At 68.1% G+C, this 25,960-nt stretch carries 28 protein-coding genes; 17 read left to right on the plus strand and 11 right to left on the minus strand.

The features are described 5' to 3' along the window. The first annotated feature begins 101 nt into the window (after positions 1 to 101). The gene (locus TY25_RS31075) at positions 102 to 512 is read left to right on the plus strand and encodes a YybH family protein (protein ID WP_042262234.1); all 411 of its coding nucleotides are present in this window, start codon (positions 102 to 104) and stop codon (positions 510 to 512) included. Positions 513 to 1,039: 527 nt separating this feature from the next. Here the strand turns inward: TY25_RS31075 and TY25_RS31080 are convergent. The 3 genes from TY25_RS31080 to TY25_RS31090 form a co-directional block, all read right to left on the minus strand. Beyond that, positions 1,040 to 1,507 carry an SRPBCC family protein gene (locus TY25_RS31080; RefSeq protein ID WP_042262134.1) on the minus strand — a complete coding sequence of 156 codons (468 nt, stop codon included), beginning with the start codon at positions 1,505 to 1,507 and terminating at the stop codon, positions 1,040 to 1,042. Positions 1,508 to 1,996: 489 nt separating this feature from the next. Next, the gene (locus TY25_RS31085) at positions 1,997 to 2,446 is read right to left on the minus strand and encodes an SRPBCC family protein (protein ID WP_042262137.1); all 450 of its coding nucleotides are present in this window, start codon (positions 2,444 to 2,446) and stop codon (positions 1,997 to 1,999) included. A 59-nt stretch (positions 2,447 to 2,505) separates the two neighbouring features. Further along, on the minus strand, positions 2,506 to 3,384 hold the full coding sequence (locus TY25_RS31090) for a siderophore-interacting protein (RefSeq protein ID WP_081869215.1): 879 nt from the start codon (positions 3,382 to 3,384) through the stop codon (positions 2,506 to 2,508). A gap of 141 nt (positions 3,385 to 3,525) precedes the next feature. On the opposite strand from TY25_RS31090, the gene TY25_RS31095 reads away from it, so the two are divergent. Next, positions 3,526 to 4,131 (plus strand): HAD family hydrolase, encoded by a 606-nt coding sequence (locus TY25_RS31095; RefSeq protein WP_052383320.1) that lies wholly within the window; start codon positions 3,526 to 3,528, stop codon positions 4,129 to 4,131. After that, positions 4,107 to 4,901, plus strand: coding sequence for a 3-oxoacyl-ACP reductase FabG (fabG, locus tag TY25_RS31100; RefSeq protein WP_042262140.1), 795 nt, complete (start codon positions 4,107 to 4,109; stop codon positions 4,899 to 4,901). Before TY25_RS31095 ends, fabG begins: the two co-directional genes overlap by 25 nt. A 16-nt stretch (positions 4,902 to 4,917) precedes the next feature. Here the strand turns inward: fabG and TY25_RS31105 are convergent, their stop codons facing one another. Beyond that, entirely contained in the window at positions 4,918 to 5,637 is a 720-nt protein-coding gene (locus TY25_RS31105) for an SDR family oxidoreductase (RefSeq protein WP_042262143.1), read from the minus strand. A 100-nt stretch (positions 5,638 to 5,737) separates the two neighbouring features. Between TY25_RS31105 and TY25_RS31110 the strand changes: the two genes are divergently transcribed. After that, the gene (locus TY25_RS31110) at positions 5,738 to 6,586 is read left to right on the plus strand and encodes a helix-turn-helix transcriptional regulator (protein ID WP_042262146.1); all 849 of its coding nucleotides are present in this window, start codon (positions 5,738 to 5,740) and stop codon (positions 6,584 to 6,586) included. A gap of 37 nt (positions 6,587 to 6,623) precedes the next feature. On the opposite strand, the gene TY25_RS31115 is transcribed toward TY25_RS31110, so the two are convergent. Continuing rightward, positions 6,624 to 8,906 (minus strand): ATP-binding cassette domain-containing protein, encoded by a 2,283-nt coding sequence (locus TY25_RS31115; protein ID WP_042262148.1) that lies wholly within the window; start codon positions 8,904 to 8,906, stop codon positions 6,624 to 6,626. A 185-nt stretch (positions 8,907 to 9,091) separates the two neighbouring features. On the opposite strand from TY25_RS31115, the gene TY25_RS31120 reads away from it, so the two are divergent. Beyond that, positions 9,092 to 9,379, plus strand: a complete 288-nt coding sequence (locus TY25_RS31120; RefSeq protein WP_042262150.1) for a hypothetical protein — start codon at positions 9,092 to 9,094, stop codon at positions 9,377 to 9,379. Continuing rightward, positions 9,376 to 9,783: a hypothetical protein gene (locus TY25_RS31125; protein ID WP_042262152.1), complete on the plus strand. Its 408-nt coding sequence runs from the start codon at positions 9,376 to 9,378 to the stop codon at positions 9,781 to 9,783. Before TY25_RS31120 ends, TY25_RS31125 begins: the two co-directional genes overlap by 4 nt. A gap of 78 nt (positions 9,784 to 9,861) precedes the next feature. Here the strand turns inward: TY25_RS31125 and TY25_RS31130 are convergent, their stop codons facing one another. Next, positions 9,862 to 10,746, minus strand: a complete 885-nt coding sequence (locus tag TY25_RS31130) for an LLM class F420-dependent oxidoreductase (RefSeq protein ID WP_081869218.1) — start codon at positions 10,744 to 10,746, stop codon at positions 9,862 to 9,864. A 160-nt stretch (positions 10,747 to 10,906) separates the two neighbouring features. On the opposite strand from TY25_RS31130, the gene TY25_RS40890 reads away from it, so the two are divergent. The 4 genes from TY25_RS40890 (at position 10,907) to TY25_RS31150 (ending at position 14,068) form a co-directional block, all read left to right on the plus strand. After that, complete coding sequence (locus TY25_RS40890; RefSeq protein ID WP_052383302.1) at positions 10,907 to 11,998, plus strand: hypothetical protein; 1,092 nt, start codon at positions 10,907 to 10,909, stop codon at positions 11,996 to 11,998. A gap of 105 nt (positions 11,999 to 12,103) precedes the next feature. Continuing rightward, positions 12,104 to 12,412, plus strand: coding sequence for a nuclear transport factor 2-like protein (locus TY25_RS31140; RefSeq protein ID WP_042262155.1), 309 nt, complete (start codon positions 12,104 to 12,106; stop codon positions 12,410 to 12,412). A 45-nt stretch (positions 12,413 to 12,457) separates the two neighbouring features. After that, positions 12,458 to 13,600: an alkaline phosphatase family protein gene (locus tag TY25_RS31145; RefSeq protein WP_081869219.1), complete on the plus strand. Its 1,143-nt coding sequence runs from the start codon at positions 12,458 to 12,460 to the stop codon at positions 13,598 to 13,600. Positions 13,601 to 13,744: 144 nt separating this feature from the next. Continuing rightward, positions 13,745 to 14,068, plus strand: coding sequence for a hypothetical protein (locus tag TY25_RS31150; protein ID WP_014986014.1), 324 nt, complete (start codon positions 13,745 to 13,747; stop codon positions 14,066 to 14,068). A 1-nt stretch (position 14,069) separates the two neighbouring features. On the opposite strand, the gene TY25_RS31155 is transcribed toward TY25_RS31150, so the two are convergent. Next, a complete protein-coding gene (locus tag TY25_RS31155) occupies positions 14,070 to 14,492 on the minus strand; it encodes an MmcQ/YjbR family DNA-binding protein (RefSeq protein WP_042262157.1) in 423 nt (140 codons plus the stop codon). Positions 14,493 to 14,625: 133 nt separating this feature from the next. On the opposite strand from TY25_RS31155, the gene TY25_RS31160 reads away from it, so the two are divergent. The 3 genes from TY25_RS31160 (at position 14,626) to TY25_RS31170 (ending at position 17,873) form a co-directional block, all read left to right on the plus strand. Beyond that, positions 14,626 to 15,861: a sigma-54-dependent transcriptional regulator family protein gene (locus tag TY25_RS31160; protein WP_042262161.1), complete on the plus strand. Its 1,236-nt coding sequence runs from the start codon at positions 14,626 to 14,628 to the stop codon at positions 15,859 to 15,861. A gap of 99 nt (positions 15,862 to 15,960) precedes the next feature. Then, positions 15,961 to 17,478 carry an acetaldehyde dehydrogenase ExaC gene (exaC, locus tag TY25_RS31165; RefSeq protein WP_042262162.1) on the plus strand — a complete coding sequence of 506 codons (1,518 nt, stop codon included), beginning with the start codon at positions 15,961 to 15,963 and terminating at the stop codon, positions 17,476 to 17,478. Beyond that, a complete protein-coding gene (locus tag TY25_RS31170) occupies positions 17,478 to 17,873 on the plus strand; it encodes a DUF779 domain-containing protein (RefSeq protein WP_042262164.1) in 396 nt (131 codons plus the stop codon). Before exaC ends, TY25_RS31170 begins: the two co-directional genes overlap by 1 nt. Positions 17,874 to 17,971: 98 nt before the next feature. Here TY25_RS31170 and TY25_RS31175 read toward each other — a convergent pair whose 3' ends face one another. Further along, positions 17,972 to 19,525, minus strand: coding sequence for a succinic semialdehyde dehydrogenase (locus tag TY25_RS31175; RefSeq protein ID WP_042262166.1), 1,554 nt, complete (start codon positions 19,523 to 19,525; stop codon positions 17,972 to 17,974). 255 nt (positions 19,526 to 19,780) lie between these two features. Here TY25_RS31175 and TY25_RS31180 point away from each other — a divergent pair, with 255 nt between their 5' ends. From TY25_RS31180 to TY25_RS31195, 4 genes are read left to right on the plus strand one after another with little or no spacing between them, the layout of a single operon-like run. Then, complete coding sequence (locus TY25_RS31180) at positions 19,781 to 22,141, plus strand: sensor histidine kinase (RefSeq protein ID WP_042262244.1); 2,361 nt, start codon at positions 19,781 to 19,783, stop codon at positions 22,139 to 22,141. 2 nt (positions 22,142 to 22,143) lie between these two features. Continuing rightward, positions 22,144 to 22,569 carry a roadblock/LC7 domain-containing protein gene (locus TY25_RS31185; RefSeq protein WP_014986021.1) on the plus strand — a complete coding sequence of 142 codons (426 nt, stop codon included), beginning with the start codon at positions 22,144 to 22,146 and terminating at the stop codon, positions 22,567 to 22,569. Beyond that, positions 22,566 to 22,940 (plus strand): DUF742 domain-containing protein, encoded by a 375-nt coding sequence (locus TY25_RS31190; protein WP_029900513.1) that lies wholly within the window; start codon positions 22,566 to 22,568, stop codon positions 22,938 to 22,940. Before TY25_RS31185 ends, TY25_RS31190 begins: the two co-directional genes overlap by 4 nt. Next, positions 22,921 to 23,520 (plus strand): GTP-binding protein, encoded by a 600-nt coding sequence (locus TY25_RS31195; RefSeq protein ID WP_014986023.1) that lies wholly within the window; start codon positions 22,921 to 22,923, stop codon positions 23,518 to 23,520. The genes TY25_RS31190 and TY25_RS31195 overlap by 20 nt, the downstream gene beginning before the upstream one ends. A 13-nt stretch (positions 23,521 to 23,533) precedes the next feature. Here the strand turns inward: TY25_RS31195 and TY25_RS31200 are convergent, their stop codons facing one another. The 3 genes from TY25_RS31200 to TY25_RS31210 form a co-directional block, all read right to left on the minus strand. Beyond that, positions 23,534 to 24,373, minus strand: coding sequence for a fructosamine kinase family protein (locus tag TY25_RS31200; RefSeq protein ID WP_052383303.1), 840 nt, complete (start codon positions 24,371 to 24,373; stop codon positions 23,534 to 23,536). Beyond that, positions 24,370 to 25,140 carry a helix-turn-helix domain-containing protein gene (locus TY25_RS31205; RefSeq protein ID WP_042262168.1) on the minus strand — a complete coding sequence of 257 codons (771 nt, stop codon included), beginning with the start codon at positions 25,138 to 25,140 and terminating at the stop codon, positions 24,370 to 24,372. Before TY25_RS31205 ends, TY25_RS31200 begins: the two co-directional genes overlap by 4 nt. A 169-nt stretch (positions 25,141 to 25,309) precedes the next feature. After that, positions 25,310 to 25,954, minus strand: a complete 645-nt coding sequence (locus TY25_RS31210; protein WP_042262171.1) for a YdcF family protein — start codon at positions 25,952 to 25,954, stop codon at positions 25,310 to 25,312. Positions 25,955 to 25,960: the final 6 nt, after the last annotated feature.

The following is a 25,960-nucleotide window of genomic DNA, read 5'->3' on the forward strand; positions in this document are numbered from 1 at the left end:
ATCACATATCCCCCGGAATCCATTGCGTCGCATGCGCGTTTTCGGCAGGCTCACAGATGCCGATCGGTGCCGGTGAGGCCCAGACGAAGGGACGACTGACGATGTCGGACGACGAGAAGCAGATCCGGGTCTTGATCGAGCGGTGGGCCGCAGCCGTGCACGCCGGCGACCTCGACACCGTCCTCGCCGATCACGCACCCGACATCGTCATGTTCGACGTCCCGCCGCCGGACGAAGGACTGCGCGGTATCGACGCCTACCGCGCGGCCTGGCCCGGCTTCTTCGAATGGCAGGCCCAGGGCGCGACCTTCGAGATCGTCTCCCTCGACATCACCGCGGGCGCCGACGTCGCCTTCGCGCACGCCCTGCTCCTGTGTGGCACCCCTGAAGAATTCGCCGAGAACCCCGCCCGCCGCCTCCGCCTGACGCTGGGTCTGCGCAAGGAGAACGACCGCTGGACCGTCACCCACGAACACCACTCGTTCCCCGACGCCACCCTGCCCCCGGTCTGAAAGTGGGTGCGGCGGAACGCCCGCCCGGACTGTCCGGACCGAACGCGCCGCTTCCGGCGGGTGGACCAAGCGACAGATAGGTGGGGCTTCACAGACCCCACCCGCTGTCCGCAGAGCGCATGGCCGTGCTCGGTCAGTCGGCCGTCGCCCACCGCCGCGGCATTTCGCCGGACGCGGCGGTGTTGCCGACTTCCCGCACGCTTTCCGTGTCTTCGCACCCGTTTCCGCATGGCACAGCGCGTGCGAGAACTCAGAAGTGGTGCGGCTGCACAGAACGGGTGCGGCGACGGCGAGGGACCACGAACCCGAGATCGGTTCCGGTCCCGAACGGTGGATAAGTTCGGCGACGAAACCGCAACGCGGCCGGTTCGGGTGCGAAGCAGCCGCGGGCGGGTCCGAGGCGTGGCAGTCGTTGCGAACTCGCACTCGATGCAGACTTGCGCTCGGTGAACGATGTTGGGGCGCTTGGAGTTACGGACGGACTCGTTCCACGTGAATCATTGCGATGCCGAAGACGAGCGGCGCGGTCAGTCGGGGTGCGGGCGGGATTGCCGGTAGCTGGCCTCGATCTGCTCGCGGAGGTGTTTTTCCGTATGCCGGATGGCAGGGCCGATGAAGGCGTGGATCACTCGATCGAGGAACCGGCCCGCGAAACCACCGGGGACCCGATAGTCGGCGGTGGCGCTGACCTTCGTGGTTTCCGGGGTCAGCGCCTCGAAGTCCCAGCGGATCGATCCTTCGATGCCTTTGATGGCCCGCATGGTCACCCGGGAGCCGTCGATCCATTCGGTGGTGTCGGCGCGCAGGTGCAGAGTGGTCGGGCCGAGATGCAGTGCGGTGTCGAAAACCGCTCCGACACCGGAGGTTTGGTCACCTACCGGGGTGAAGTGCCGGATGCCGAACATCCATTTCGGGACGTTGCGATAGTCCGCGACGTAGGTGAAGGTGAAGTCCACCGGCGCTTTACACGCCGCGCTGTGCTCGACATGCCCCATGCTGCCCTCCTGCCGCGCCCCGCCTCCCCCGGTGCCGGCTCGACTCCCACGCCCGCACGTCGACGCGCTGTTTCATCGACTCGCCTCCCCGCCTCCGACCCTAGAGCACCGCACGGACCTGCGCCCGCGAACTCGATTGCCCGCCATTCATTTACCGGCGGCAAGCACCGCACCAGAAGCAGTCGACCGCGCGACTCACCACGCTCGTTTGCGCCAGGGATCGAAGAACGAGCTCGATCCCGACGCCAAGGACCACTGCTGCACCGGCCCGAGCGATACTTGCACCCAGCGCATTACGCGCCCGAGATACGTCTCGGACGCCGTCGACTCGAGGCGGCACCGCGAGTCTCCCGAGCACAATTCGGGGCCGGACGTCAGCAACCGGCGCCACGAGAGCCTTCCCTTCGCCTGCCGCGTGCTCGCGCAGTCAACCAGGCACTCTTCCCGAACCTAGTTGCGTGCCAGGCATTTACAGCCCGCCGTCCACTCTCACTCGGCCATCTCGTCCAGCACCGCACCCAGCCGGGTCAGCGTGGTCCGCCACCCGCGCTCCAGCGCATTGCGCGCCATCTTCTGCCTGCGGTTCTCGATGTCGAAACCGGTCTGGGTCAAGACGAGTCGGGTGCCGCGGCCCTGCGGCCGGATCGTCCAATCGACCACCCAGCGGGCCGGGTATTTGGCCCGCAGGTCTACCCAGCTGACGGTCAGCTGCGCGCCGGGCTCGGCGACGAGGACCTCACAGGCGACCTCGCCGGGCGTCCGGGCGGGGATCTCGAAGATGAAATGGGTGCCGACGGTCGCGGCGAACCCGGTCGAGCGGAGTAGCCAGCGTTCGATGAGGTCCGGTTCGGTCAGCGCGCGCCACACCTGTTGCGGCGGCACCGGAAAGAAGCTGCCGATCTCGACCGCCGCCGGATCCAGTTCCGCATCCGAGGTCATCGGCGCACCGCCGCAACGAATCCCACCATGCCACCAGCATTACATACGCCGGTGCGCGGTCAGTCCTCGTCGACGAGCGGCTCCCCGGCCGCGGCCCGCCGCACGTTCTCCCGGCCGTTGTCCTCTTCGGTGCGCCCGACCCGCCAGTAACCGGTGAAGGTGATCGAGTGCTTGTCGATACCGCGTTCCCGAACGAGATGCCTGCGGGTGAGTTTGACCAGATTCGCCTCGCCGGAAATCCACGCGTACGGCGCGCCGTCGGGGAACTCGGCGGCCTGTACCGCCGCCACCACCGCGTCACCGGGTCGCCGGTCGCCGCGGTGGATCCAGTCGATCCGCACGTCGCCCGCGGTGTCGAAGCGCTGCTCCTCGTCCGGACCCGAGACCTCGATGAACGCGCGCAGCACCGCGCCCGGGTCGAGCCCCTCGATGATGGAACCGATTGCGGGAATCGCGGATTCGTCGCCGACCACCAGCTGCCACGCCACCGCGGGCTCGGGACAGTACAGTGCGAACGGCGGGCACAGCATGCCGATCTCGGCGCCGGGCACCGCCTTGGCCGCCCAATCCGACGCAGGCCCAGCGTGTTCGGTGTGCAGGACGAAGTCGATGTCCAGTTCGCCGAGTTCGGGGCGTTGTGCACGCACGGTGTAGGTGCGCATCGGCGGCCGGATCGCGTCGGGCATGGCGAGATACCGGTGATACCAGCTCATCGCCTGATCGGCGCTGTCGAGCGGGGGCGGGACGACGGGCCGCCGCTGGCCCGGCAGCGGGAAGAAGACCTTGGTGTACTGATCGGGCCCGACGTTGATCAGCGCGTCCGGGTCCTGTCCGGTCAGCGTGATGCGGACCATGTGCGGCGTCAGTTGAGCCACCCGGCTGACCTGTAGCGTCGCGTAGGCCATGGTCGGGCGGTTCGTGCGCGTCGTGGTTGCCATAAGGTTAGGCTAACCTGAGCCACCGCCTCCACGCGAGGGGCTGCGCCGGATCGAGCCCCCAGTCGCCCAGCCACCCGGCCCGACCCGGCGGCCGCCCGATGCTCGGGTGCGGGCGTCCGGTGCGGCCGTTAGGGTCGGGTGGTGACCTGGACGGTGGGCTTCGACCTCGATATGACGCTGATCGATTCGCGGCCGGGAGTCGGCCGGGCCGTCGACATTCTCGCGGTGGAATTCGACGTGCCGCTGCGCGGCGCCGATTTCGCGGATCGACTCGGCCCGCCACTGGCCACGCTGCTCGCCGAAGCCGGCGCACCCGAAGAACTCGTCCCGGCCCTGGTCATCCGGTACCGCGAACTGTATCCGTCGATCGTGTCGAGCATTCCGGCCATGCCCGGGGCCGAGGCCGCGCTGGCAGCGGTCGACGCGCGCGGCGGGCGGGTGCTCGTGGTCACCGGCAAGCACGGTCCGCTCGCTCAGCTGCACATCGACGAACTCGGTTGGCGGATAGACCATCTCGCGGGTGACCTGTGGTCCGCGGGCAAGGCGAGCGTGCTGCGCGAGGAAGGCGCCCACCTTTTCGTCGGCGATCACGCCGGCGATATGCGCGGGGCGCAGGCCGCGGGTGTGCTCGCGGTCGGGGTCACCACCGGCCCGTGTGACGCCGCCGAACTGCGGGCCGCGGGGGCCGACGTCGTCCTCACCGATCTCACCGAGTTTCCCGAATGGCTTGCCGAACAGGCATTTTGAGAGAGGAGAACGCAGTGCAGGACCGGTTCACCGACAAGGTCGCCGTGGTGACGGGTGCGGCGCAGGGCATCGGCGCGGCCACCGCGCTACAGCTGGCGGTCGAGGGCGCCGCGGTCGCCGTGCTCGACCGCAACGCCCCCGAGGACACCCTCGAACAGATCACGCGCGCGGGCGGCACCGCCCGCGGCTACGTCTGCGACGTCACCGACCGCGCGTCGGTCGAGTCGGTCTTCGATCAGATCGCCACCGATCTCGGTAGTCCCCAGATCCTGATCAACAACGCGGGCATCACACGCGACGACCTGTTCTTCCGGCTGGCCGAGGAGGACTGGAACGCGGTGCTCGCGGTGAACCTCACCGGTGCGTACCACTGCGCGCAGGTCGCGCAGAAATACATGGTGGCCCAGCGCTACGGGAAGATCGTCTCGCTGTCGAGCCGGTCCGCGCTCGGCAATCGCGGTCAGGCCAATTACGCCGCCGCCAAGGCCGGTATCCAGGGCCTGACCGCTACCCTCGCCATCGAACTCGGGCCGTACAACATCAACGTCAACGCCGTCGCGCCCGGCTATATCGCCACCGCGATGACCGCCGCGACCGCGAACCGCGTCGGCATGTCGGCCGAGGAACATCAGCAGTCGGTCGCCGAACGCACCCCGCTCGGCCGGGTCGGGCAGCCTGCCGAGGTCGCCGCGGTCATCGGGTTCCTCGCCAGCGACGCAGCGTCTTACGTCAGCGGCCAGACGCTCTACGTCAACGGCGGCGCGAGGTAGGCACGCGGCCGCGACGTCACCAGGGCAGCCGGCCCTGCCGGTCGAAATATCCACCGGTGGGGCCGTCCGGTCCCGCGGTGGCCAGCTCGATGATGGCGTCGGTGCCCTCGGTGACGGTCTGATAGCCGCCGTTGTTGTTGAAATCCGTTGCGGTGTAACCGGGATCGGCGGCGTTGAAGCGGATCTCGGGCAGCGCCCGCGAGTATTGCGACATGATCATGTTGAGCGCCGCCTTCGACGGGCTGTAGTTCAGGTTCGGCAGCGACGATTCCAGTCGTTCCGGGTCCGAGGTGACGGCCAGCGAGCCCATGCCGCTCGACACCATCACGACGCGCGGGTGCGCCGCCGCGCGCAGCAGTGGCAGGAACGCACGGGTCACCTGGACCGGCGCGAACACATTGGTCTCGAAGACCGGACGCAGGTCCTCGGCCTGCGTCTGCTCCGGGGCCAGGAAGTTGCCGGGGATACCCGCGTTGTTGATCAGCACGTCCAGCGCCTGCGTCCGCTCCCGTACCGCGGCGACCGCAGCCTCGATCGAGGCGACCGACGTCACGTCCAGCTGCACGAACTCGACGTTCCAACCCTGCTCGGTCAGTTCGGCCGCCGCCCGCTTGCCGCGCTCGGCGTCCCGTGCGCCGAGGAACACCTGCCAGCCCAGTTCGCCCAGCCTGCGGACGGTCTCCCGGCCGAGGCCCTTGTTCGCTCCGGTCACCAGTGCCGTTGTCGTCGTCGTCATACGTTCAGCTTTGGCGTCCGGACCCTGTCTGAACAGGGCGGGCTCGTCATGGGATCAGCGGTACCACCCCGTGCCGCGCCGGGTGCGGGATGATCGGACGATGGACCGTGCCGAACTCGCCGCCCTGCTCCGGCAGGCCCGCGGCCGGACACAGCCGCGCGATGTCGGCCTGCCCGCGGGGCTGCGGCGCCAGGTGTCCGGTTTGCGCCGCGAGGAGGTGGCGCAGCTGGCGGGCATCAGCGTCGACTATGTGGTGCGGCTCGAGCAGGGCCGTGGCCCGCACCCGTCCACTGCGGTGCTGGCCGCGCTGGCACGTGCGTTGCGGCTGAACGACAACGATCGCAACCTGCTCTTCCAACTCGGCGGGGCCGCCCCGCCGCAGGCCGGTCATATCGCGATGGTGGTGCGGCCCAGCGTTTTACGACTGCTGGATCGGATGTCCGACCTGCCCGCACTGGTGATGTCTGCGAAAAGCGATGTGCTGGCCTGGAATTCGATGGCCATCGCGCTGCTCGGCGACTTCTCCGCGTGGCCGGTCCCGCAACGCAATATGATCTGGCAGTGCTTCCTCGGCACCGAGATGAGCCGAGTCCGGCACACACCCGAAGAGGTCCGCATGATCGGCGGGTACGGCGTCGGCACCCTGCGCAGCGCGAAAGCCCGCTACCCGACCGACCCGGATCTCGATCGACTGATCACCGAACTCCGCAGGCGCAGTGCAGAATTCGAACAGCTCTGGCGCGAACGGCCATCCAGCCTGTGGCGCACTGCCACCAAGACCATCGATCACCCCGAATTCGGCCCTCTCGTCGTCGAATGCGACACCCTCCTGGTCCCCGATGCCGACCAAACCGTAGTCGTCTACTCCGCCGAACCGAACACTCCCGCCGCCTCCGCCCTCGACCTCCTCCGCGTCACCGGCACCCAGCAGTTCAGCGAGCCCCGCTGAACTGCCGGACACGGATCGATGGCGTGACCCCGGAGACCTATGCCGCCTTGTACCGGCGCAGGTATTCGCCGGTGAGGGAACGGGGGTCGGTGAGGAGGTCGGCGGGGGTGCCGGTGAAGACGACCTCGCCGCCGGCCTTGCCGCCGTCGGGGCCCAGGTCGATCACCCAGTCGGAGTGGGCGACGACGTCGAGATTGTGTTCGATGACGACGACGGTGTTGCCGCGCTCGACCAAGCCGTCGAGCAGGGCGAGCAGGGTGTCGACATCGGACATGTGCAGGCCGGTGGTGGGTTCGTCGAGCACGTAGACGCTGCCGGTATTGCCCAGCTGGGTGGCGAGTTTGATGCGCTGCCGCTCGCCGCCGGACAGGGTGCTCATCGCCTGGCCGAGGCTCAGGTAGTCCAGGCCGACCTCGTTCATGGTGCGCAGCTTGGCGTTCAGTGCCTTCTCCGGGAAGAACGCGAGCGCTTCCTCGGCCGTCAGCTCCAGCACATCCGCGATCGACTTGCCGCGCAAGGTGAGTGCGAGCACGTCGTCGGAGAAGCGCCGCCCGTCGCAGGCATCGCAGTGCGTGGTCACCGGATCCATGTAGGCGATCTCGGTGATGATGACGCCGCGCCCCTCGCACTGCTTGCAGGCACCCGCCGAATTGAAGCTGAACAACCCCGGCGACTCCCCCGTCGCCTTGGCGAACAACTTGCGGATCGGGTCCATCAATCCCAGATACGTTGCGGGAGTGGAACGTGACGATGCGCCGATGGCCGACTGATCCACGAAGATCACCTCCGGGCGCTCGACCACGAAGACGTCCCGGATCAGGCTGCTCTTGCCGGAACCCGCCACACCGGTGATCGAGGTCAGCACGCCGGTCGGGATGCCGACGGTCACGTCCTTCAGGTTGTGCACGGTGGCGTGCTCGATCAGCAACTCCCCCTCGGCCTTCCGGAAGTCTTGCTTCACCGTGAAAGGCCGGCGCAGCCCGGCGCCGGTCGGTGTATCGGCCGCGCGCAATTCCTCGAAGCTGCCCTCGAACACCACCCGGCCGCCGTGCAGGCCCGCCCGCGGACCGACGTCCACGATATGGTCGGCGATCTGGATCACGTCGGGATCGTGCTCGACCACGAGCACCGTGTTCCCCTTGTCCCGCAAGGCTTTCAGCAGATCGTTCAACCGGCCCACGTCGCGCGGATGCAGTCCGACACTCGGCTCGTCGAAGATGTAGGTCATGCCGATCAACGTGCTCGACAGGTGCTTGATCATCTTGAGCCGCTGCCCTTCACCGCCGGACAGCGTCGAGGTCGCCCGGTCCAGGCTGAGGTAGCCCAGCCCGATATCGGCCACCCGCTGCAGCGCGGTGCGGATCGCGGCGGCCAGCCCGACCGCGGCCGGGTCGGTGATCTCGTCCAGTACCGCCATCAGATCGGTGATCTGCAGCGCCGCCCAGTCGGCGATATTGCGGCCGTCGATCTTCGTGGCCAGCGCCGCCGCGTTCAGCCGGGCGCCGTGGCAGGTCCCGCAGACGCCCTCGGTGAGGAACTGCTGGATCTGGGCCCGGGTCTTCTCGCTGAGGCCGGAGGTGTCGCGTTGCAGTTTGGTGCGGGTGAACTTGGCGGCGATGCCCTCGTAGTCCGCTTTCCAGGTGCCCTTGGCGAAGGTGAGTTCCACCTTGCCGCCGGTACCGTGCAACAGATCCGCGAATTCGGCCTCGGTGTAGTCGGCGATCTTCTTGTCCAGATCGAATCGCCCCGAATTGCCGTACAGCTGCCAGTCGCCGCTGCCGACGCCGTAGCCGGGCAACAGGATCGCGCCCTCGTTGAGCGACTTGCTGCGATCCAGCAGGCGGTCCGGGTCGACCCGCACCGAGACGCCGAGGCCGTCGCAGTCCGGGCACATGCCCTGCGGCACATTGAACGAATAGTGATAGACGAATCCGGCCGACGGGGCGCCGAAGCGAGCGAACATGGCACGCACCATGGAGAAGATGTCGGTCATCGTGCCGACGGTCGAGCGCGGGCCGCCGCCGACCGGCTGCTGGTCGATGATCACCGGCGCGGTGAGATTCTCCATCGCCTCCGCGTGCGGGCGCTCGTAGCGCGGCAGGAAGTTGAGGATGAACGCGGGGAACGTCGCATAGAGCTGCCGCTGCGATTCCACGGCGATGGTGTCGAACACGATCGACGACTTGCCGGAACCGGACACCCCGGTGAAAACGGTGATCTTGTTCTTGGGGATGTCCAGCGACACATTGCGCAGGTTGTGCTCACTGGCTCCGAGCAACCGGATGACATCGGTGCCGGGAGCGGTTTCGGCGAAAGGCATACGAACACCATGCCACCCGGCACCGACAAAATACCCACGGCATTGTGACGTAGATCACATCAATTCGGGCCCATCCGGGAGGCCGTTCTGCTCACCGCCCCGGCGGTGAAAGATGCTCCCGCGCGCGAACTTCCGCCCCGGCCGGACCCTTCCCGTCCAGAACGATCTCGGGATAAGGTTCCAGAATGGGCCAGCCTCGCGCGCATCGCACCCGGAAGGTGACCGTCACGTTGCCCGAGGAACTGGTCAGTACCCTCGAACGCTGGCGTGCCGAAGGGCGGATCGAGTCGGTGGCGGCGTTCGTCGCCGAATCGGTGTTCGCGCGGCTCGGCACGGCCGTGTCGCTGGCCAAGCTCGAAGAGGTGTTCGGCGGCAGACCGCCGCTGGATCTGATCAACCGCGCCCGCGCCATTCAAGGATTACCGCCGTTATCCGAGGAGGAGGCAGGCGGGCCACACCTCGGCGCCGCGTGAAAACCCCCGCCCTGGGCGGTGTCGTCTTCGATACCGCAGCCGTCGTCAGCTGGGCCAATCAAGCCAACTACGCCCAGGCCGTGGTCTGGGCGACAGTCGGCGCGAACAACACCATCGTCGTCCCAGCCACCGCACTGGCGGCCGCTCGCGCGCACATCCCGCCGCACCGCCTCGACATCCTCGATGTGCTGCTGGAACTGCCGCACACCATCATCACCGCCCTGGACCGCGGCGCCTCCGAGCGACTCGGCGCCGCCTTCGCCGGCAACCCCGACGCCGAACTACTGTTGCCCGCCGGGCATGCCGCCGCCGAGGCGGTGGCCCGCGACTGGCCTTGTCTCACAGCGCGTCCCAAGAAACTCCGCCAACTGGACCCCAGGGTCATCATCGACCTGCTCCCCTAGGATTTCGCGCACCAGTTCCGCGTTCCCGCACTCGCTGCGCGACGCCATAGCGGGTGCGGGAACGCGGAACTGGTGCGTCTAGCGCAGCAGGTCGATCACCGGGGCGAACTGTTCCATGCTGTGCTCGAGCACGGTGATGTAGCTGAAACCGTAGCGGTCGCGGTGGGCCCGGACGCGGTCGGCGATCTCGTCCGGGGTGCCGATCAGCAAGGTGGGCAACTCTTCCGGGCGATCGGCGACATCTTCGGGGAGGGCGGGGCCGAACAGCTCGAGCACGGCGGCGCGCTCGGCGGGCGGCACCACGCGCTGCACGAGCAGATTGAATTCCACACTGCCCGAACGCTTCCCGAGCAGTTCACGGACATACTCGACCCGTTCGCCGATCTCGGCCAAGCCGGCCAGATGCAACGGGCCGCCGTTCTCGGTCGCCGAAGCGCCGGGAAAAGCGATGATATCGGCGTTTTCGGCGGCCAGGCGCAGCAGCCGGTCACCCCAGCCGGCGATCAGCAGCGGCGGGCCCGCCGGTTGAGCTGGGCGCGGCTGGTATTCGGGATCGGAGAACAGGGTCCGTAACGTGTTGACCGTCCGCTCCAGGTGCGCCACCCGCTTGCGGCCGGACTCGAAAGGTATTCCCGCGGACTCGAATTCGGATCGCACGTAGCCCGCGCCGAGCCCGATCTCCACCCGCCCGTCGGTGAGCTGATCCGCGCCCGCGATATCGCGGGCCAGCAATACCGGATTGTAGAACGAGGTGTTCAACACGAACGTGTTCACCCGCACCCGTTCGGTCGACTCGGCGGCCAGCACCATCGACGGAAACGGCGCCGGGCAGCCCAGATGATCGGCCACCCCGATCACGTCGAACCCCAGTTCCTCGGCCCTGCGGCACTTCTCGATCCACAGGGTCCGCGAATCCGGAGCCACCATGTTCACACCGAATCGAAAAGCCCGCTGCGCCGTCACGATCCCCTGTCTACCAGCCCCCCGATTCCCGTTTCCCACAGGCACTGCCATCGCCTTGCTCCCCAGTCTCAGTCGATGACAGAGCGCACCCGTCCGTGATCAACTTCCGAATGCGCCGGATGTTCTGACAAACGACGATGGCTGACGAAGGGAACAAACCATGGCGGGTGTGGCGCCGGTTCAGGTCGACCACCATCAGTTCAGTGTGGGGGCGGTCGACGCCGACACACTCGACACCCGGGACGAGGGCACCCTGTTGTGTCCGGGCCCAGGATTCGTGACCGTGCTGACCGGAATCGCCTATGGGCCGGTGAGGGTCACGGTGGTGACGACCGACGCCGCACCCGAGGACAGCGACCTCGCCGAATGGGAGGCCGTCGAGGAGGCCGGGCTCGAATCCACCGGAGAACTGCGGGTACTGCGGTTGGACGGCGAGGTGGTGCCCGGCTTCGAGCCGATACCGCCGGGGCGGTATCGGATTCGCGCCTATGCCCGGGGCCGCGACGACAATTGGGATCTGGAGGTGGCCGAACCGTCCGAGACCTATCGGCTCGTGCTGTGGCCGACTACCGAGGCAGACAACGGAATTCGGCAACTGCACAAGACCGATACCGCGTATTCGGCACCGGCGAAAACGCTGCCGATACCCGATTACGACCGGTCCTACATCCGCGACGCCGACGGGCTCGTGCAGCGGGTCCCGCACGATCACCCGGATGTCAAGGCTTTTCACGAGCGGGTGGCGACGTGGGGTGGGCGACCACCCGCACATGTGCTCACGGCAGGTTTCGGCAATTACGACGCACAGGTCCTCTCCGGTCTGGACCGAGATCTGGTCGACGGCATCGTGGCGCTGTCCCCCGCACGACAGCGGGAGCTGGCCCGCTGGTGCGTGCATCGCGCATTCGAACGCGCGGGACTGACGGAGTTCGCCGATTTCCGGGCCGGTCTCGCCGCGCTGGACGCCGGGGACCACGCGGCGGCACCGCCGGATTTCGGCAACGGCTCCCGAATAGTGACGCGGATCGACACCGATCCCGAGATCCCGGTCACGATCGTGTCCGGTCTCCCCGGCAACACCGAGCAGATCCAGCAGCACAAAGCTGTTTGGGCGTATTCCGCCGCGACCGATATCGACGACCCGCTCAGAGCCGCCTGCTGTGCGGTGCGGGCCGCCGCGACGACCTACGGCATGGATTATCCCGAACTGTTCGACGCGCTGCGCGCCGAATTCCACCTCCCCACACCGTGACGAGCGCCGTCCCGGCACGGATGCCGCTTCTGTCCTAGAGTGGATGCCGAAGGTTTGCCGCCCTACCGCTCATGTGCTGTCACCTGATCCGAGAGGGGTAACCGGATGACTCAGCTAGATCCCGTGGTGCAGGAATTCGTGGACGCGCTCAACGCCAACGACCAGGATCGGTTCTTCGCCGCGCTCACCGAGGACGCGACCATGTCCGACGACGGCGTGGAACGCAATATCGGCCAGTGGACCGACTCGGAGGTCTTCGGCAGCAACGCGCGGATGCAGGTCGAGTCGGTCGACGACGGCGGCACCGAACTGGTTGCCGATTACACCAATTCGCGCTGGGGTTCGATGCGCACCAGCTGGCGGTTCACCGTGCGCGACGGCAAGGTCAGCCGGTTCGAGACGGGCCAGGCCTGACCCCGCCCTTGCCCGCACCGCACCGGCCTTGACATCCTGACGATCGTGTTCGCTGCGCCCCGTTACGGTACGGGCTCCCTCGCCGACCTGTTCCCTTCGCTGCTCGCCGGTTTCGGCGTGCCGGACGAGCGGGACCGGCTCGGCCTCGATATCGCCGCCGACCGGGTGTGCGTCCTGTTGATCGACGGGCTCGGCGCCGCCGCGCTGGCCGCGAATCCCGGTGTGGCGCCGTTCTTGTCGGGCCTGCCGTCGGTGGCGCTCACCACCGGGTTCCCGAGCACCACGGCGACCAGCCTGAGTTCGCTCGGCGTCGGTGTGCCGCCCGGCGAGCACGGCATCGTCGGCTATCTGATGCGGGTGCCCGAGCAGGATCGGCTGGTGAACTCGCTGCGCTGGCGGCTGCACGGCGAGGGGGCGCGCGTCGATCTGCTGAACCAGCTGGTGCCGGAGGATTTCCAGCCCACCGCAACGGTTTTCGAACGCGCGGCCGCGCAGGGCATCGTGGTCACGCAGGTGGCCCCGAACTACCAGAACGGTTCGGGTCTCACCCGAGCCGTGTTGCGCGGGTGCGCGTTTCGTCCCGCGTTCTCGGTCGGCGACCTGGTGGACGGGGTCGGCATCGGCCTGCGCGCCGGCGATCGCACGCTGGTCTACGCCTACTACGGCGATCTGGACACCACCGGGCACGTGCGCGGTCCGTCCTCGGACGCGTGGCTGCTGGAGCTGGCCCATGTCGACCGGATCGCCGCGGATATCGCCGAGCGGCTGCCGCGCGACGCCGCGCTGTGCGTCACCGCCGATCACGGCATGGTCGAACTCGGTGAGCGCATCGACTTCGACGAGCACGACGGGCTGCGCGCGGGCGTGCGGCAATTGGGCGGGGAACCGCGCGCCCGGCACGTGTACACCGAAACGGGCGCGGCCGTGGACGTCGCGGCGGCCTGGACGGAGATCCTCGGCCCGGACTACGCGGTGCTGTCCCGCACCGAGGTGATCGAGCGCGGGTGGTTCGGCCCGATCGTGTCCCCGCGGGTCGCCGAGCGGATCGGCGAGGTGGTCGTGGCGCCGCGCGGCACCGGCGGCATCATCCGCAGCGGCGCCGAACCGCTGCAGTCGATGATGGTCGGCCACCACGGCTCGCTCACCCCCGCCGAACTCGATATCCCGTTGCGCATCTTTCGCGCCTGATCGGGTACAGCCGGGACGGGGAGCCGGTACCGCCACCGGTTCCCTGACTCGCCCGCGCGCCCGGCATGCGGCGCGCGGCGTGGGCTCTAGGGTGGTGACGATCGCCGCGGACGGCCGCGGCGACGAAGTATTCAGGAGGAGCACATGAACGGCACGCTGTCCCGGACCGGGCAGGCCGGCCTCGCGATCGCGGCGGTCGCACTGATGCTCGCCGGCTGCAGTGACGTGGAACGCGCCGTCAACAAGGGCGGCGACACCAAGTGCAGCGACTACGTCCAGCAGGACCAGGACAAGAAGCGCGTCACGATCACCAAGTTCGTCAAGCAGCAGACCAACGACGATCACGAGCCCGCGGGCACCGTGGTGGACGCCACGATGGTCTCGGTCGACCTGCTGTGCGGTGGTCAGCGCAACGCCGACACGCCGATCAAGAACGCCGACGTGGCGGGCATCTTCCTCAACAAGTGAGCTAGCGCGGCGGGTTGGCGGCCAACCAGTCGGCCGCCCGCCTGCCGGAGGCCCGCGCGAGCCACGCGTCCTGGATCGCCTCGGCCAGTTCCCGGTGCGTGAGTTCGCCGATCCGGCTGCCGCGCACCAGCACCGAGGGGTGACCGTTGAAGTGAGCGGTGGTGAAGAACGGTAATCGCGGGTCCTGCACCAGGGCGTGTTTCTCCGATTCCGAGGACACCCAGAAGACGATGACATCGGTGTAGCGTTCGCCGCTGTCGGGGTCGAAGGCGTCGGGGCGCGGTGTCCGGAAGAACACGAACGATTTCCCGCCCACCTGATAGATCGGGTTGCCCCGCGGGCCATCGAGGCGTGTCACATACGGCATGCCGGAAGCCAGTTCGTGCACGTCGGCCAGCTGGGCCCGCCGTGAAACGGTCGCCATCCTCCGAGGGTAGTCCGCCACGCCGGGTGCGACACGGAGATACGCCGCAAGGACCGTTCGGTATGTCGGCAAACCCTCCCACCGCCGTCTTGCATACGCCAGAATGAGAGAGCGAATGTGAGCTCACACGACGATGGGGTTCTTCGAGGTGGCACAGTTCCGCACCCTGACCCAGCGGCGGGCCGAACTGGAAAAGGAATGGGAGCGCTGGGCTACGGCTCCGAATACCGCCACGCCACCGCCGTCGCGGCCCACCCTGCTCCGCACCGACGTGGCCCAATCCTGGCAGCGTTCGCTGCACACGGTGGATCCGAGTCGCACGGTCGCCCCCGGTCTGGACGACGTCGCCGACCTCTGGTCGGAATCCCCGCTGCGCACGCCGATCACCGAGCTGTCCGGTGAACTGCGCGGAATCGCCGAGGACGCAGGCTATCTCGCCGTGGTCACCGACGAGGCGGGCACGATCCTGTGGTCGGCGGGCGACCGTTCGCTGCGCAAGCAGGCCGAGCAGGTGAACTTCGCGCCCGGTGGCTGCTGGAACGAAAGCAACATGGGCACCAACGGTTTATCGCTGGCCCTGCACGACGACCGCCCCTGTTCGGTGTTCTCCGCCGAGCATCTGATCGCCGCGCTGCACGGCTGGGTGTGCTACTCGGCGCCGATCCACGCGCCCGACGGCAGACAGCTCGGCGTGCTCGACCTGTCCAGTTCCTGGGATCGCTCGCACCCGCTGGTGCTGACCTCGGTGCGGGCATTGGTCACCGCGGTGGAAACGATGCTGCGTGCCGCCGAGCCCACGCCGACGCCGGGCGTCCGGCTCGAATGTCTGGGCACCGCACGGCTGATGCGCGATGGCCGGCCGGTCCCGCTGCCACCGCGTCAGCTGGAGATCCTGGCTCTGCTCGCACTCGAACCCGACGGGTTCACACCCGAGCGACTGCACGCCGCCGTGTACGGCGATCGCACGGTCTCCGCCAGCACGCTCAAGGCCGATGTGTCGCATCTGCGCCGCGCCACCGGCGGCGAGATCACCAACCGCCGCTACCTGTTGACCGGGCCGGTGGCCTGCGATGCGGTCGACTTGCTGGCCGCCGTGGCGGCGGGCGACACCACCTCGGCGGTCTGGCTCTATCGCGGCCCACTGTTGCCCGGTTCGGACACGCCCGGCGTGGTGCAGTGGCGCTCGTATCTCGATGTCGGTGTGCGCAATGCGGTCTTGGCCAGCGATCGCGCCGAACACGCCGTCACCTTCGGCGAACGCGCGCCCGGCGATATCGCGGTGCACGAGCACGCGCTGCGGCTGCTGCCCCTCGACGACGTGCGTCGCGCCGTGGTCGCCGCCCGGTTGCACACGGCCCTGCGCTCCTGAATGCACGTGCAGTTGCACGCGCGTCGGTCACACCAACCTCGCACCAACCTTGGCGGGTCATAGTGACCCGACCACAGTGATTCTGCGAGGAGCGAGTGCATGATCTACGCGAGACCGGGGTCCGACACCAGCATCGTCAGTTTCGCCGGCCGTTACGACAACTTCATCGCCGGTGACTGGGCGCCGCCCATGACGGGACGGTATTTCGACAATCCCTCCCCCGTGGACGGCGAAAACTTCTGCGCCGTGGCACGATCCAGTGCCGCCGATATCGATATGGCCCTGGAGGCCGCCCATGCCGCCGCCGAGCGCTGGGCCCTCACCTCGGCGACCGAGCGCGCGAACATCCTGTTACGGATCGCGGAGCGTATCGAGGCACACCGCGAGCGGCTCGCGGTAGCCGAGACCTGGGACAACGGCAAGCCGATCCGCGAATCCCTGGCCGCCGACCTGCCTTTGGCGGTCGATCACTTCCGCTACTTCGCGGGCGCGATCCGGGCGCAGGAGGGCAGCATCGCCGAGATCGACGGCGACACAGTCGCTTACCACTTCCACGAACCGGTCGGTGTGGTGGGGCAGATCATTCCGTGGAATTTCCCGATCCTGATGGCCGCGTGGAAGATCGCGCCCGCCCTCGCCGCGGGCAACTGCATCGTGCTCAAACCCGCGGAACAGACCCCGGTTTCGATCCTGCTCGTGGTCGAGCTGATCGCCGATCTGCTGCCGCCCGGAGTCCTCAACGTGGTCAACGGTTTCGGTGTGGAGGCGGGAAAACCCTTGGCCGCCAGTCCGCGGGTGGCGAAACTGGCGTTCACCGGCGAGACCACCACCGGGCGGCTGGTCTTGCAGTACGCCAGCGAGAACATCGTGCCGGTGACGCTCGAGCTGGGCGGCAAGAGCCCCAACATCTTTCTGCCCGACGTGCTCGCCGCCGACGACGAATACCTGGACAAGGCGATCGAGGGCTTCACGATGTTCGCGTTCAATCAGGGCGAGGTGTGCACCTGCCCGTCGCGCGCGCTGATCCACTCCTCGATCTACGACGAGTTCCTGGCCCGCTGCATCGAGCGCACCAACGCCATCGCGGGCGGCGACCCGCTCGACGAGCACACCATGATCGGCGCACAGGCGGGCCCCGAGCAGTACGAAAAGATCCTGTCCTACATCGACATCGGACGACAGGAGGGCGCTCGGGTGCTGGCCGGCGGGGAGGCCCGCAAGGTGGACGGGCTACCCGGTGGGTACTACATGCAACCCACGATCTTGGCAGGCAGCAACACCATGCGCGTGTTCCAGGAGGAGATCTTCGGGCCGGTGGTCGCGGTGACCCGGTTCGACACCGTCGAGGAAGCGGTGCGCATCGCCAACGACACGCTCTACGGTCTCGGGGCGGGTGTCTGGACCCGGGACGGCAGCACCGCGTTCCGGATGGGCCGCGCGATCAAGGCGGGCCGGGTCTGGACCAACTGCTATCACGCCTACCCCGCGCACGCCGCGTTCGGCGGCTACAAGAAGTCCGGGATCGGCCGGGAGAACCACAAGATGGTGCTGAATCACTACCAGCAGACCAAGAATCTACTGGTCAGCTATGCGCCCAACAAACAGGGGTTCTTCTGATGCAGCAGCGAGCGCAGCGGGTCGCCATCACGGACAGGGCGCGAAATGTGTTGCGGCAGTTGATCGATTACCACGGCGCCGTGCTGTTGCACCAGTGTGACGACTACGGCGACGCCGCCTCGCCGCGCTGGTTCCCGGTGCGCGAATGCCCGGTGGGCAGTGCCGACGTGCTGCTCGGCTATCTGCCCTGGCACACCGAATTCTGGATGTGCGCCGAACAATACGAGGTGTGGAAGCACACGCACCTGACGGTGGACGTGGTGAGCGGACGCGGTAGCGGCTCCTCCCTGGAGGCGCCCGACGACGTGCGCTTCCGCATCCGATCCCGACTGCTCACCGATGCGGAGGTGGCGACCTTGCCGCCACCGCGCACCGGGGCCGATCGGATGACCTAGGACCTCCGGGCCTGCGGACCCCGTTCGCGTCGAACGGCGCGGGCGATGCCCGGCGGCAGTGTCCGCCAGGTGGCGCACGACCACCTGGCGGGCGCTGATCAGCGTCCGGGCAGGAACCGCAGGCTGCGCGCGACCGACATCAGGAACCGCTGCCACTTGTCCTGCGAAACCAGCGGGGGCGCATCGAGATTCAGGAACCGGGTGACGACGACGGTCTGCGGCTCGGTGAACTTGAGCAGTCCGTCCGGGCCGTGCCTGCGCCCGACGCCGGAGATGCCCATGCCACCCATCGGCGCGGCGGTGCTGCCCCAGGCGGGGGCGTAGCCCTCGTCCACGCAGACGGTGCCCGCGTGCAACTGCTCGGCGATCCGCTCCCCTGCGGACTTGCTCTCGGCCCAGACACTGGCGTTCAGGCCGTATTCGGTGTCGTTGGCGAGCCGGATCGCCTCGGCGACGCTGTCGACCGGATAGATCGAGACCAGCGGGCCGAACGTCTCGTTGCGACCGCATTCCATCTCGTCGGTGACCTCGGCGAGGACGGTCGGCTCGTAGAACAGCGGGCCCAGGTCCGGCCGGGCCTTGCCACCGGCGAGCACCTTCGCACCCTTGGACGTGGCGTCGGCGACGTGCTTGGTCACCGTCTCCAGCTGGGCCTCGGAGATGAGCGAGCCGATATCGGCCGAATAGTCGTAGGCCGCACCGAGTTTCGCCGCCTGCACGGCGGCGACGAACTTCTCGGTGAACTCGTCGGCGATCGACCGTTCCACGTAGAGCCGTTCGATCGAGATACACAGCTGGCCCGCGTTGGAGAAACAGGCCCGCACCGCCGCCTTGGCGACCTTGTTCAGGTTCGCGCCCTGGGCCACGATCATCGGGTTCTTGCCGCCGAGTTCGGCGGAGAAGCCGATGAGCCTGCGTCCGCACTGTTCGGCCAGGGTGCGGCCGGTCGCGGAGGATCCGGTGAACATCAGGTAGTCGCAGCTGTCCACGATCGCGGTGCCGACCACGGTGCCCGGGCCGGGGATCACCGCGAGCAGGTCCCGCGGCAGGCCGGCACGGTAGAGCAGTTCGGCGTTGGCCAGCGAGGAGAACGGGGTCTGGCTGTCCGGCTTGACCACCACCGCATTGCCCGCGATGAGCGCGGGGATCGAATCGCCGATGGACAGCAGCATCGGGTAGTTCCACGGCGCGACCACGCCGACGACACCCTTGGGCTGATGGCGCACCGAGGTGCGGTTCAGCACCGGGAACGCGCCGGGCACGCTGTGCGCGCCGAGCAGGCCGGGTGCGGCCTTGGCGAAGTAGCGGGCCGCGAACATCAGGCCCATGATCTCTTCCTGCGCCGCCCAGCGCGCCTTGCCGGTCTCGGCCTGGACCACGTCCATCAGGAATTCGCGGTGCTCCACCACCAGCGCGCGATAGCGTTCCAGCACCGCGGCGCGATCGGCGGCCGAACGCGCCGCCCAGCGCGTCTGCGCGGCCCTGGCCTTCTCGAACGCGGCCGCCACGTCGTCGGCGGTGCCGACCGGCACACTGCCGAGCGGCTTACCGCTGAACGTCTCGGCGATCGTCTTACGCGCACGCTCGTCCGGATTGTCGATCGCGGCGAGCCCGCTCAGACGGTCGAAGACGGCAGCTTCCGGCGCGGGCATCGTGGCCTCCTACGTAGTCGATGCGATCTCGTGTTACCGCGAGGTACACACAATCTACGCCGTGCGCGGACCGCGCAGTACCGCGACAGCGGTCATCGCCGCCGAAGCGGAACAGATCCGGCCCCGAATCCGGCTCCGAACGCCGCGCCGGCCGGTCACACCGCGGTCTGCTGCCGTTCACTGGAAAGTCAACTCGAGTCTCATTCAGCGGGACACTGGTCCCGCCCAGTCCCTTTTGTGGTTTAGGTTGTGCCGATGTTCAGAGCGAGGCTCGGGGTTCGTACGCGGATCCTGGCAATCGCGCTCATTCCGAGCCTGACTCTGCTTGTGGTCGGCGTGGGCGCAGCGGGGTACCTGGTAGCCGAGGGGACCAAGGCGAAAGAGTGGGCGGTACAGAATCAGAACGCCATCCCGCAGACCAGAGAGCTCATGGAGGCAGTGCAGCAGGAACGCCGCCTGACCCTGGCCCAGCTCGCCGGTGACGACACCGTTCCGCCCGCCCTCGCCGCGGCCCGGATCCGCCTCGACGGCGCGATGCGCGGACTCATCGAGGTATCGAACGGCCTTCGCGAAGTGGATGATTCGAAGATCGGCGACGACGTCGCGGGCTTCAACACGCTGCTCAGCCAGATGACGCAGGTGCGGATGGCGACCGACGCGGGTCAGCTGCCGCCCTCGGACGCGTACATGTTCTACAACCGATTGCTCGACGTGATCTCCGTGGGCACCGGCATCGCCGAACAGACCGCGCCGGACACCGAGATCGGCGTCGCGATCGCCGACGGCATGCGGTTTCTCAATGCGGCCGAAGCGATGTCGCGCAGCAACGCGCTCGGCGTCATGCTTTCCACCAGCAACGGAGCCACGCCCATCCCGGTCGAGGAATTCCTGCGCCAGGTCGGCTTCTATCACGCCGAGATCGGCAACCTGACCACCGAACTCAGCGCCGACAAGGCACAGCACGACCGGCTGCAGGCACTCACCGGCAGCAATGCCTGGCAGCAGCTGTCGCTGATGGAATCGGCTGTCGCCCAGCGGCATCTGACCACGCAGGCGGCCGCGAACAATTCGAGCAGCTCGAATAATTCGAGCAGTTCCAGCAGTTCGAGTAGCTCCACCAGCTCGAAGCAGCCCGCGCTGCCGCTGTCGAACGCGGAGTGGCAGAACGCCGCGTCCGAGGTGAACCGCGGCCTGATCGATGTGTGGATCGCCCAGAACCGGCACTCCCAGGAACTAGCCGAGGACAAGGCGAACAACTCCGCGGCCAACTCGCTGTACGCGGGCGGCGGCGTGCTCGTGGTCAGCATCGTCGCCTTCCTCATCGCGCTGGTGCTGGCCAACCGGATCATCCGCAGGCTCAAGCGTTTGCGCCGGCAGACCATCGCGATGGCGGACGAGCGGCTACCCGAGACGATGCGCAGGCTCAACGAGGGCGAAACCATCGACCCCGCGGTCGAAACGCCGGTGCTCGACTTCGGTCACGACGAAATCGGCCAGGTCGCCAAGGCTTTCCAGCACGCGCACGCCGCGGCCATCGGCGCCGCGGTCGCCGAGGCCCGCACCCGCGAAGGCGTGAAGTCGGTCTTCCTCAATATCGCGCACCGCAGCCAGATCGTGGTGCACCGGCAACTGGAGATCCTCGACGAAGCCGAACAGCGGCAAGAGGATCCGATCCTGCTCGACACGCTCTTCCGGCTCGACCACCTGGCCACCCGGGAACGCCGCAACGCGGAGAACCTGACCATCCTCGGCGGCGGCCAGCCCGGCCGGCAGTGGCGCAACCCGGTGCCGCTGTTGGATCTGGTGCGCAGCTCGGTCGGTGAAACGCTGGACTACGCCAGGGTTCGGGTGGCCCGGCTGCCCGAGGTGCACGTGGTCGGCACCGTGGTCGCCGACCTCATCCACCTGCTCGCCGAACTGGTGGACAACGCCACCGCGTTCTCCCCACCGCAATCGCGGGTCGAGGTGAGCGGCAACGTGGTCGGCAAGGGCGTGGTCACCGAGATCAGCGATCAGGGCATGGGCATGTCCGAGGGCGAACTCGCCCGGCTCAACGACATGCTGCGCACCCCACCCGATTTCGGTGTCGCGGCGCTGTCGGCGGACTCCCGGCTCGGCCTGTTCGTCGTCGCCCAGCTCGCGGGGCGCCACGGTGTCACGGTGCGGCTCTCGGAGTCCGACTACGGCGGCATCAAGGCCATCGTGCTCATTCCGTCCGCGCTCATCGTCACCGATTCGGTACCGCCGCAGACACCTTCGGAGCTGACCGACCCCGGTCGGCGCAGGCGCCTGCCCGCCGCACCCGCCGCCGAATCGGCGGCCGCACCGCAGCCCGCCACCGGGGCCGTCGCCACCCTGGCGCTCGAATCCCCGGCCCCGCAGCCGCCGCAGTACGCCGCCCCGCAGCCCAACGGTGACACCAGGCCCGCCCTGCCGCGCCGCAGCAGGCAGGCCAATCTCGCTGCGCCGCTGGCGGAACCGACCCCCGAACCGCCCGCTTCGCCCGCCCCGCAGGCACGGTCCGCGGAGCAGGCTCGTGATCTCATGTCCGCCATCGAGAACGGGACAAGGCAGGGCCGCCGCTCCGCTATCATCCCGGACGAACAGGAAGGGTAGGCGTGTCCGCTACTCCCACAGGTGATCTCAATTGGCTACTCGACGATCTCGTCGACCGGCTGGCCGGAGTACGGCACGCGGTGGTGCTGTCCACCGATGGACTGCTGCTCGGCCGCTCCAGCGCGATGACCCGCGAGGACGCCGAACATTTCGGCGCGATGTCCTCCGCGCTCTACGGTTTGGCCCGCAGCGCGGGTAACCGCTTCGACGGCGGCGGCGTGCGCCAGGCCGTCATCGAATTGGACCGGGCGGTGCTGTTCGTCACCTCGGCAGGCGACAACGCCTGTCTCGCACTGCAAGCGATCGAGTCCGCGAACCTCGGCATGGTCGCCTACGAGATGAACCTGACCGTACAACGGGTCGGCACCTATCTGTCCACCACGCCGAGACACGATCTCGTCGGGCAGGGAGAACCGCATCTGCCATGACCCAACCGCGTGAGCCCTGGTTCGACGAGGCGGCCGGCCCGCTGGTCCGGCCCTACGCGCTCACGCGTGGGCGCACCACCGGAGCAGGTCCCGAGCTGGACATGCTCACGTCGGTCGTCACCGACGAAGCCGCGGGCCCACTGCGCCGAACCGAACCCGAATACGCCGATATCCTTCGGGTGTGCCGGGTTTCGCAATCGGTGGCCGAAGTCTCGGCACAGTTGCGTTTGCCGCTCGCGGTGACGAAGATCCTCGTCGGCGACCTGATCGGCGACGGGCAACTCATATTCCGTGCTCCGGTTCCGACGGAAGCCGGGCCCGAAGACCTCAACATATTGCGAGCGGTACTGGATGGAATCCGAAAAATTTGACCCGAGCGGCACGCCGCACCTGGCCGCCTCGGTCAAGATCCTCGTCGCCGGCGGGTTCGGCGTCGGCAAGACGACCATGGTCTCGGCTATCAGCGAGGTCGCCCCGCTGCGCACCGAGGAACTCATCACCGAGGTCAGCACCGGCGTCGACGATCTGTCCGGGGTGGAGTCGAAGACCACCACCACGGTCGCGCTCGACTTCGGCAGGCTCACCATCGACCGGGACCTGGTGCTTTACCTGTTCGGCACGCCCGGACAGGACCGCTTCTGGTTCCTGTGGGACGAGCTGGCCCGCGGCGCGCTCGGCGCCGTCGTGCTCGCCGATACCCGGCGGCTGGGCAATTCGTTTGCCGCCGTGGACTTCTTCGAGCGGCGGCGACTGCCGTTCATGGTCGGCGTGAACTGTTTCGACGGGGCGCCGGTGTACACGGTCGACGAGGTGCGCGACGCGCTCGACCTCGATCCGCACACTCCCGTACAGCTGTGTGACGCCCGCGATCGGGGATCGTGCAAGACGGTATTGATGACGTTGGTGGAACATCTGATCGCGCGAGTGCAGCAGCCGATCGTCACCAGCTGAGCCACCGCGCGATTCAGCTAGCCAGCGCTGCCGTGGCTGCGGCGAGGGTCTGCGCGCGGTAGCTGCCGCCGAACAACACCACGTGGATCAGCAAGTGGTGCAATTGATGCAGTGGGATACGCGCGCGCCAGCCCGCGGCCAGCGGATGGAACTCGTGGTAGGCCGCGCGGATTCGGTCCAGGTGCGGGGCGCCGAACAGGGCGAGCACGGCCAGATCGGTTTCCCGGTGCCCGCCGTGGGCGGCCGGATCGATGAGCACGGCCCGCTCGGCGGTCCAGATCAGGTTGCCCGACCAGAGATCGCCGTGGATGCGCGCGGGCGGTTCCGGCGGGCCCGCCAACAGGTCGATACGGTCGATCACGCGCTCCAGCAAGCGAATTCCGTCGGGACCGAGATGCGGTGCGGCACCGGGCAGGTAGGGGGCGAGACGATATTCGGCGTACCAACTCCCCCACGGGCCGGGGGAAGCGGTGTTGTCCAAGGGCAGTTCGGCGATCCACCCAGGCCAGAGCGCGCCGAAGGTCTGCGGTGAATTCGCGTGCACCGCAGCCAGTTCACGGCCCAGACGTTCCGCGGCCGTGGCCGTTGCGCCGACATCGGCCAACCAGGGCAGGGCGATGAGGTGTTCGTCGACGGCCAGCACGTCGGGGACCAGGGCATCGGTGGTGAGCCAGCGCAGACCGCTCGCCTCGGCGGCGAAGACCGTGGTCGGTTCGGCGGACGCCTTCACGAAAACGCTACGGTCGTCGGCCAAGTCGGCGCGGTGCAGCGTCCACGCGTGACTCGCCCCGAGATCGGTCACGGCGCGGACCCGGGTGTCCAGCAGGGCGTCGAGGTGCTGGGCGAGGTTCATGCGGTGAGCTGCTTCCGCGTCTCCTCGTCGGCCGGGAAGAAGGATTCGATGGCGAGTTCGGCGACGGTGACGTTCATCGGCGTGCCGAACACGGTGGTGACGCTCAGGAAGGACAGTTCCGCGCCCTCGTGCCGCAATCGCAACGGGACCACGGACTGGTCGGGTTCGGGCAGCATCGGATCGATCTCGCCGCCGGGGTAAGCGCGCAGCTCCTCGAACAGTTCGGCCAGCTGCGGCGAACCGGTGACCTCGACCTGCCTGGCCAGCCGCGCGAACAGATGGCCGCGCCATTGCGCCAGGTTGACGATGCGGCCCGCCAACCCGTCCGGGTGCAGGCTCAGGCGCAGTGCGTTCACCGGCGGTTGCAGCAGGGCCGGGTCTATGCCGGTGAGCATCAGCGCCACCCCGGAATTCGCGTCGATCATGGTCCAGTTCTGGTCGATCGCCAGCGCCGGATACGGCTCGTGACCGATCAGGATCTGCTCCATCGCACCGCGGATCGCGTCCATCGCGGGCGTGTCCAGCGCCGGTTCCGCATAGGCGGGCGCATACCCGGCCGCGAGCAGCAGCCGGTTGCGCTCACGCAACGGTATCTCCAGGTGCTCGCTCAAATGCACCAGCATCGTCCGGCTCGGCGTCGCCCGCCCCGTCTCGATGAAGCTGAGATGCCGCGCCGAGGTCTCCGCCCGCCCCGCCAGCTCCAACTGACTCAGCCGCCGCTCCAGCCGCCAATGCCGCAACAAATCCCCCGCCGTCCGCCCAGTCACCCCCCGATCCTACGAACACCCCCACCCCCAAACCATTACCTCCCAGGTAATGGCCCCGTCGCGCGCGCCCTCCCGATCAAACGCACCCGTTCCGTGTTCCCGCACCTGCTGTGTCAGGCCACAGCGGGTGCGGGAACACGGAACGGGTGCGGCAACTGACTTGGCGCGCTCACGCACCCGGTTCCGGCACCTGCTCGGCGGCGACGGCCGCGGTGACCTTCACCCCGGCGGCGGCGAAATCTGTGGCGGCTCGGTCTATGTGGTCGGCGGAGGTGACGATTACGGCGGTGGTCGTGCCGATTTCGCGCATGAGGCGGGCGGAATGGGTTGCGTTTTCGACGGTCGAGCGGGCCAGGGGCTCCCGGTGGATGCGTTCGGGGGCGATGCCGTGCGCGATGAGCCACTGCGCCATCGCGTCCGCCTCGGTGACGCCGTTGTGCGGGTTGCCGCCGGTCACGATGACCGGCGCGGCGGGGGCGAGCACCGCCTCGAGCCAGCCCGCCCGCAGGCGGTCGACCAGGGTCGGGCGCATCGTGCCGTCGGGCAGCAGACCGTAGCCGAGGACCACGATCGCGGTGCCGGGCGCGTACCGCGGCGGCGGAGGCGAAACCACCAGCGGTGCACGGTTTTCCAACGCCGAGAGCACGGCGCCGACCAGTTCGGCGAGCGGCGCGGGCAAAGCCTGCACCGCGTCCGCATGCCTGATCGGTTCCGCGTGCGCGGGACACTGCGCGACCGCGACCGCGAGCCCCGCCAGCAGTCCCGTGGCCGGATATAGGATTCGCCGGAGCAGAGCGGAATTCTTGTTGCGCATAATTTC

The organism is Nocardia brasiliensis NBRC 14402, assembly GCF_000308475.2.
GTDB classification, from domain to species: domain Bacteria; phylum Actinomycetota; class Actinomycetes; order Mycobacteriales; family Mycobacteriaceae; genus Nocardia; species Nocardia brasiliensis.

Excerpts from the sequence above, each read along its gene's own strand:
- TY25_RS31090 (WP_081869215.1), bottom strand. The coding sequence starts at position 3,384 with ATGGCAACCACGACGCGCACGAACCGCCCGACCATGGCCTACGCGACG.
- TY25_RS31210 (WP_042262171.1), bottom strand. The coding sequence starts at position 25,954 with ATGCGCAACAAGAATTCCGCTCTGCTCCGGCGAATCCTATATCCGGCC.
- TY25_RS31170 (WP_042262164.1), top strand. The coding sequence starts at position 17,478 with ATGCAGCAGCGAGCGCAGCGGGTCGCCATCACGGACAGGGCGCGAAAT.
- TY25_RS31150 (WP_014986014.1), top strand. The coding sequence starts at position 13,745 with ATGAACGGCACGCTGTCCCGGACCGGGCAGGCCGGCCTCGCGATCGCG.
- fabG (WP_042262140.1), top strand. The coding sequence starts at position 4,107 with ATGGCTTGCCGAACAGGCATTTTGAGAGAGGAGAACGCAGTGCAGGAC.
- TY25_RS31140 (WP_042262155.1), top strand. The coding sequence starts at position 12,104 with ATGACTCAGCTAGATCCCGTGGTGCAGGAATTCGTGGACGCGCTCAAC.
- TY25_RS31085 (WP_042262137.1), bottom strand. The coding sequence starts at position 2,446 with ATGACCTCGGATGCGGAACTGGATCCGGCGGCGGTCGAGATCGGCAGC.
- TY25_RS31080 (WP_042262134.1), bottom strand. The coding sequence starts at position 1,507 with ATGGGGCATGTCGAGCACAGCGCGGCGTGTAAAGCGCCGGTGGACTTC.
- TY25_RS31155 (WP_042262157.1), bottom strand. The coding sequence starts at position 14,492 with ATGGCGACCGTTTCACGGCGGGCCCAGCTGGCCGACGTGCACGAACTG.
- TY25_RS31175 (WP_042262166.1), bottom strand. The coding sequence starts at position 19,525 with ATGCCCGCGCCGGAAGCTGCCGTCTTCGACCGTCTGAGCGGGCTCGCC.
- TY25_RS31115 (WP_042262148.1), bottom strand. The coding sequence starts at position 8,906 with ATGCCTTTCGCCGAAACCGCTCCCGGCACCGATGTCATCCGGTTGCTC.
- TY25_RS31180 (WP_042262244.1), top strand. The coding sequence starts at position 19,781 with ATGTTCAGAGCGAGGCTCGGGGTTCGTACGCGGATCCTGGCAATCGCG.
- TY25_RS31190 (WP_029900513.1), top strand. The coding sequence starts at position 22,566 with ATGACCCAACCGCGTGAGCCCTGGTTCGACGAGGCGGCCGGCCCGCTG.
- TY25_RS31120 (WP_042262150.1), top strand. The coding sequence starts at position 9,092 with ATGGGCCAGCCTCGCGCGCATCGCACCCGGAAGGTGACCGTCACGTTG.
- TY25_RS31200 (WP_052383303.1), bottom strand. The coding sequence starts at position 24,373 with ATGAACCTCGCCCAGCACCTCGACGCCCTGCTGGACACCCGGGTCCGC.
- TY25_RS31195 (WP_014986023.1), top strand. The coding sequence starts at position 22,921 with ATGGAATCCGAAAAATTTGACCCGAGCGGCACGCCGCACCTGGCCGCC.
- TY25_RS31075 (WP_042262234.1), top strand. The coding sequence starts at position 102 with ATGTCGGACGACGAGAAGCAGATCCGGGTCTTGATCGAGCGGTGGGCC.
- TY25_RS40890 (WP_052383302.1), top strand. The coding sequence starts at position 10,907 with ATGGCGGGTGTGGCGCCGGTTCAGGTCGACCACCATCAGTTCAGTGTG.
- TY25_RS31160 (WP_042262161.1), top strand. The coding sequence starts at position 14,626 with ATGGGGTTCTTCGAGGTGGCACAGTTCCGCACCCTGACCCAGCGGCGG.
- exaC (WP_042262162.1), top strand. The coding sequence starts at position 15,961 with ATGATCTACGCGAGACCGGGGTCCGACACCAGCATCGTCAGTTTCGCC.
- TY25_RS31105 (WP_042262143.1), bottom strand. The coding sequence starts at position 5,637 with ATGACGACGACGACAACGGCACTGGTGACCGGAGCGAACAAGGGCCTC.
- TY25_RS31110 (WP_042262146.1), top strand. The coding sequence starts at position 5,738 with ATGGACCGTGCCGAACTCGCCGCCCTGCTCCGGCAGGCCCGCGGCCGG.